Origin of the sequence: Nocardioides sp. NPDC057577, from assembly GCF_042801335.1 — a bacterium.
Taxonomy (GTDB): domain Bacteria; phylum Actinomycetota; class Actinomycetes; order Propionibacteriales; family Nocardioidaceae; genus Nocardioides.
On the sequence record NZ_JBHVGB010000284.1, the window covers coordinates 1 to 4,210 of the forward strand.

7 protein-coding genes are annotated in these 4,210 nt (G+C 70.7%); 1 reads left to right on the top strand and 6 read right to left on the bottom strand.

Annotation, left to right across the window (positions count from 1 at the left end; genetic code table 11):
- Window positions 1–128: 128 nt before the first annotated feature.
- The 4 genes from ACFU7D_RS28895 to ACFU7D_RS28910 form a co-directional block, all read right to left on the bottom strand.
- Complete coding sequence (locus tag ACFU7D_RS28895) at window positions 129–557, bottom strand: MazG nucleotide pyrophosphohydrolase domain-containing protein (RefSeq protein WP_378732694.1); 429 nt, start codon at window positions 555–557, stop codon at window positions 129–131.
- Window positions 554–1,135, bottom strand: a complete 582-nt coding sequence (locus ACFU7D_RS28900) for an NUDIX hydrolase family protein (protein ID WP_141803230.1) — start codon at window positions 1,133–1,135, stop codon at window positions 554–556. The genes ACFU7D_RS28895 and ACFU7D_RS28900 overlap by 4 nt, the downstream gene beginning before the upstream one ends.
- Window positions 1,136–1,195: 60 nt before the next feature.
- A complete protein-coding gene (locus ACFU7D_RS28905; protein ID WP_378873778.1) occupies window positions 1,196–1,591 on the bottom strand; it encodes a hypothetical protein in 396 nt (131 codons plus the stop codon).
- Window positions 1,592–1,674: 83 nt separating this feature from the next.
- Window positions 1,675–2,715 (bottom strand): alpha/beta fold hydrolase, encoded by a 1,041-nt coding sequence (locus tag ACFU7D_RS28910; RefSeq protein WP_378873781.1) that lies wholly within the window; start codon window positions 2,713–2,715, stop codon window positions 1,675–1,677.
- Window positions 2,716–2,758: 43 nt separating this feature from the next.
- On the opposite strand from ACFU7D_RS28910, the gene ACFU7D_RS28915 reads away from it, so the two are divergent.
- Window positions 2,759–3,136 carry a hypothetical protein gene (locus ACFU7D_RS28915; RefSeq protein ID WP_378732701.1) on the top strand — a complete coding sequence of 126 codons (378 nt, stop codon included), beginning with the start codon at window positions 2,759–2,761 and terminating at the stop codon, window positions 3,134–3,136.
- A gap of 7 nt (window positions 3,137–3,143) precedes the next feature.
- On the opposite strand, the gene ACFU7D_RS28920 is transcribed toward ACFU7D_RS28915, so the two are convergent.
- Entirely contained in the window at window positions 3,144–3,596 is a 453-nt protein-coding gene (locus ACFU7D_RS28920; RefSeq protein WP_378873785.1) for a hypothetical protein, read from the bottom strand.
- Window positions 3,556–4,173: a MarR family transcriptional regulator gene (locus ACFU7D_RS28925; RefSeq protein WP_378873788.1), complete on the bottom strand. Its 618-nt coding sequence runs from the start codon at window positions 4,171–4,173 to the stop codon at window positions 3,556–3,558. Before ACFU7D_RS28925 ends, ACFU7D_RS28920 begins: the two co-directional genes overlap by 41 nt.
- Between the last annotated feature and the right edge of the window lie 37 nt (window positions 4,174–4,210).

Here is a 4,210-nt window from a genome sequence, read left to right on the forward strand (position 1 = left end):
GCCGTGTCGGCCGACGTAACTGACGTCTCGGCCGACGTAACTGACGTGTCGGCCGACGTAGGTGGCGCCTCGGCCGACGTAGGTGACGCCTCGGCCGACGTAGGTGACGCCTCGGCCGACGTACGTGCCTATTCGGCGGGGTGGGCGCGTTCGGCGGCCTTGGCGGCCGACCAGAGCTGCTCGACCTCTTCGAGGGTGTAGCGGCGGCCGGAGGCGGCCTCGGGGCCGAAGACGTGCGGGTTGCGGCGCTTCATCTTGGCGGTGAGGCCGGCGATGACGTCGTCCATGGTGAACTCGCCGGCCTCCTCCGCGATGGCGGCGTGGAAGTAGACCTGGAGCAGGAGGTCGCCGAGCTCCTCCTTGAGGTGCTCGGGGTCGGCCTCGTCGATGGCCTCGAGCACCTCGTCGGACTCCTCGCGCAGATACTGCGCCAACGACGCGTGGGTCTGCGACGACTTCCACACGCAGCGCTCACGCATCAGCCGCATCAGGTCGAGGAACTCGACGAGCCCCTCGCCCGATGCGTACGTCCTGCCCTCGTCGTCGGCTGGGCTCAATCCAGGGCCCCGAACGCGCTCAGGCACTGCCGCAGCAGTGCGCCGCGGCCGCCCTCCATGTCACCGACGACGGCGTCGGAGGCGGCCTCGGCCGGGGTCATCCAGGACAGCTCCAAGGCGTCCTGGCGCGGCTCGCACTCGCCGGTCACGGGGATGACGTAGACCAGCGAGACCGCGTGCTGGCGCGGGTCCTGGTAGCGCTCGCCGGGCCACGGGAAGTATTCGGCGACCGTCACCGGCACCGTGGTCAGCGGCAGGGTCGGGAAGGCGACCGGGCCGAGGTCCTTCTCCAGGTTGCGCATCAGGGCGTCGCGGATCCGCTCGCCGTGCAGCACGCGGCCGGAGACCAGCGACCGGGTGATCGTCCCGGTCGTGGGTGAGCCGCGCAGCAGCAGCCCGACCTCGGTGACCCGGCCGTCGGGGTCGACACGCACCGGGACCGCCTCCACGTAGAGGATGGGCACGCGCCCGCGGGTCTCGCCCAGCTCCTCCTCGGAGAGCCACCCGGGCTCGGTGTCCCACTCGTTGCCGAAGGGCTCCTCAGGGAAGGACTGCTCGCCGAAAGCCTCCATCGTCATGCGTCGATCCTGCCAGACACGGGCGTACGTCATGGAGCAACGGCGCCGCAGTGTGGACTCTCACCGACGCAGGAGGAGGAAGCTGTCGGCCTTGAACGCCTTCTCGACCATCCACCAGGAGAAGCTGTCGTAGTAGGGGCGCGCCTCGTCGCGGCCGAGGATCCGCGGCTGAGTGGCGGCGTGGTCGCGGCCCTTCCAGGTGATCGTGCACTCACCGGCCGCCAGCACGTTGCGGACCCAGTTGGTGCCGGCACCCCACGGGAGCGTGATCACGAACGCGTCCTCGGTGTGCAGCAGTGCGACCGGGAGGCTCAGGTCGCGGCCGGTCTTGCGGCCCCGGTGGTGCACCACTGCCCACAGCGGGAACAGGCGGCGCCCGGCCATCGTCCGCATCATCGGGGCGGTCGCCTTCGCCATCCGCCAGGAGTCGTTGCTGGGAGTGATCGTCGTCGTCATGCTCCCCACTGTGGCGGGGGTCGCGGGGTCGTCGCTTCCCGGACAGTGGGCAGTCCGGATGACGGGTTCCCGTCAGTGTTCCCTCAGTCGGCGCCGTTGCGGATCGCCCAGGCGGTGGCCTCGGCGCGACTGCGTACGCCGAGCTTGCGGTAGAGGTTGGCGGCGTGTCGCTCGACGGTGTGCTCGGTGATGCCGAGTTCTCGGGCGACCGAGGCATTGGTACGTCCCGTGGCGATCAGCCGCAGCACGTCGTGCTCGCGCGTGGTCAGCGCCGTCGCCGGTCCCGAGCCGGCCGCGGACCCGCGGCGCACCTCACCGGTCAGGAACCAGCGGCTCGCCATCGCGAGATCCTGGGCACCTCCCTCGACGAACAGCGTCGGCGTACTGCCCTCGAGCTCGACCAGGCGCCCGTCGCGGAGGCCGTCGGCCAGGCGCCGGGACACCTCGACCGGGATCTGGCTCGCCGCCTGCCGGTGCAGCACCAGCGTCGGCGCCACCACCTGGTCGAGCAGCTCGCTGACGTCCATCCGGGCGGCCTCCGCGAACCAGTCACGGGCGACCGCGGGCGTCGCGGCGGTGCGGAACGCCTCGGCGACACGGCCGGCGTTCTTGCCCGACCCCCACCCCAGCCAGGCGGTCGCGGCGGCATCGGCGAAGAGGTCCCAGTCCTGCTCGACCAGCGAGAGCAGCGCCTGCGTCTGCGCCGGGCTCATCGCCTCGCGCATCCGAGCCGCACCGCCGAACAGGAGCATCCGGTCGACGCGTTGCGGGTTGGTTGCTGCGTACGCCACCGCGGTCGTGACCGCGTGGTAGTAGCCGAGCAGATTGACCCGGTCGGCGCCGACCGCCTCGATGACGGCTTCCAGGTCGCGGACGTGCGCGTCGAGACCGAGGTCGCCGGCCCGACGGTCTGAGGAGCCGGTGCCGCGGCCGTCGTAGAGCACGAGCGTCAGGTCCTGGCTCAGCCGCTCGTAGGCCATCCGCAGCGCGGGCACCCGCCACTGCGCCCGGATGTTGCTGAGCGAGGGCATCCAGATCGTCACCGGCCCGCTCCCGACGGCCTGGTAGGCGATCGCGATGTCGTCGCTGGTCTGCGCGTAGCGCACCTCTGGCTCGCCGGTCACACGCTCATTCTTGCGCCTGGGTCGTCCCAGTAGCGTCGTTGCCATGAACCGAGTCCTCCTCATCGGGCTGGCGCCCGAGGCAGTCGACCTCTCCGACGCACCGATCGACCTGGCCACGCTGAAGGAGCGGATCGCCGTCGGCAACGCGCAGGTCGCCGATGCCGGCTACGACGCGCTCTCCTGCGAGATCGGCACCGACGTCTCCTCCGCGTCCGAGCAGGTGCGCGAGGCCCTCGCGAAGGGGGCCTGGGACATCGTCATGATCGGCGGCGGGATCCGGGCGATGCCTGCCCATACCGAGCTCTTCGAGGCCCTCGTCAACCTGGTCCACGAGCTCGCTCCCGGGACCCGGTTCGCCTTCAACGCCGGCCCCGACACCACCCTGGCGGCACTTCGGCGCGCGGCCGACGGGCGGCGCTGACCCGGCCTCAGGTCGCGAGCCGCTCCACGGCGGCGTCGTAGAGCGTCCGGGCCGCCTCCGCGGCCGCGTCGGCGGCGGCGATGGTCACCGGCTTGCCGAGGTAGTTGTTGGCGTTGCGGTCCAGGCGCATCACGTCGTAGTGCGCGGCCGCGTCCCGCGGTGGCGGGGTGTCGAAGATGGCAGCCAGGAACCTGCCGACCTTCACATGGCCACCGGCGCCGTATGTCGTCTTGTAGCCGTAGCCCGCGAGGACCGCCTCGCCGACGTCGTGCGCGGCCTTGTAGGCGAGGTTGTAGCGGTTCTCGGTCCTGGTGACGTTGGGTACGTCGGCGAGGGCCGACTCCGCGCCGGCAAGGAAGGCACGGGCCTTCTTCTCGTCAGGCCTCACCGCGCGCAGCACGCCGGAGCGTACGAGTGCGTCAACCGTCTTCTGCTGTGCCGGCGTCAGCGGCAGGGCCATCCGGTCCTCCTCCGTAGATCTCGATCACCGGGTTCGCCCGGACCTCCTCGAGGAACCCGGTCTGCTCCTCGGCCTCCTCCGGACTCAGGATCGTCGGGTTGACGATCCTCCCGACGCTGTCGGAGACCTCCCGGCAGACCCGGTAGACGGACGACGCGTCAGGCGTGCCGATCACCATGAGGTCGATGTCGTTCGGCGGCGGCCCGGGCTCGCCTTTCGCGCGGGCGGCGAACGAGCCGAAGAGGAAGGCCCGCTCGATCCCGTCGATGCCCTCGAGCGCCTCCTGGAGCAGCACCACCGGACCGGTCACCGTCAGCAGGATCTCCCGCGTCGGTGCGAGCAGCGGACTCTGCTCGTTGCCCTTCACGAGCCTGGTCCGACCCACGCGACGGTCGACGAGCAGCCCGGCGTCGAGGAGCCGCGCGACCTCGCGATGGACCGTCGGATAGGGCAGCCCGGCCCGTTCGGCGAGGTCGGTCATGCTCATCTCCTCGGCCGGGAGCAACAGCTCCGAGAGCAGCAGCGCCTGCGCCTCCGACCGGAACAGAGGCGCGAGCAGCGGAGCTGAACTTCTCACAAAATGGATAATAACCTCCATTTTGTGGATATAAAAC

What these genes read in the sequence shown, in the direction of transcription:
- ACFU7D_RS28900 (WP_141803230.1), bottom strand. Translation starts at nt 1,135, where the DNA reads ATGACGATGGAGGCTTTCGGCGAGCAGTCCTTCCCTGAGGAGCCCTTC.
- ACFU7D_RS28905 (WP_378873778.1), bottom strand. Translation starts at nt 1,591, where the DNA reads ATGACGACGACGATCACTCCCAGCAACGACTCCTGGCGGATGGCGAAG.
- ACFU7D_RS28915 (WP_378732701.1), top strand. Translation starts at nt 2,759, where the DNA reads ATGAACCGAGTCCTCCTCATCGGGCTGGCGCCCGAGGCAGTCGACCTC.
- ACFU7D_RS28920 (WP_378873785.1), bottom strand. Translation starts at nt 3,596, where the DNA reads ATGGCCCTGCCGCTGACGCCGGCACAGCAGAAGACGGTTGACGCACTC.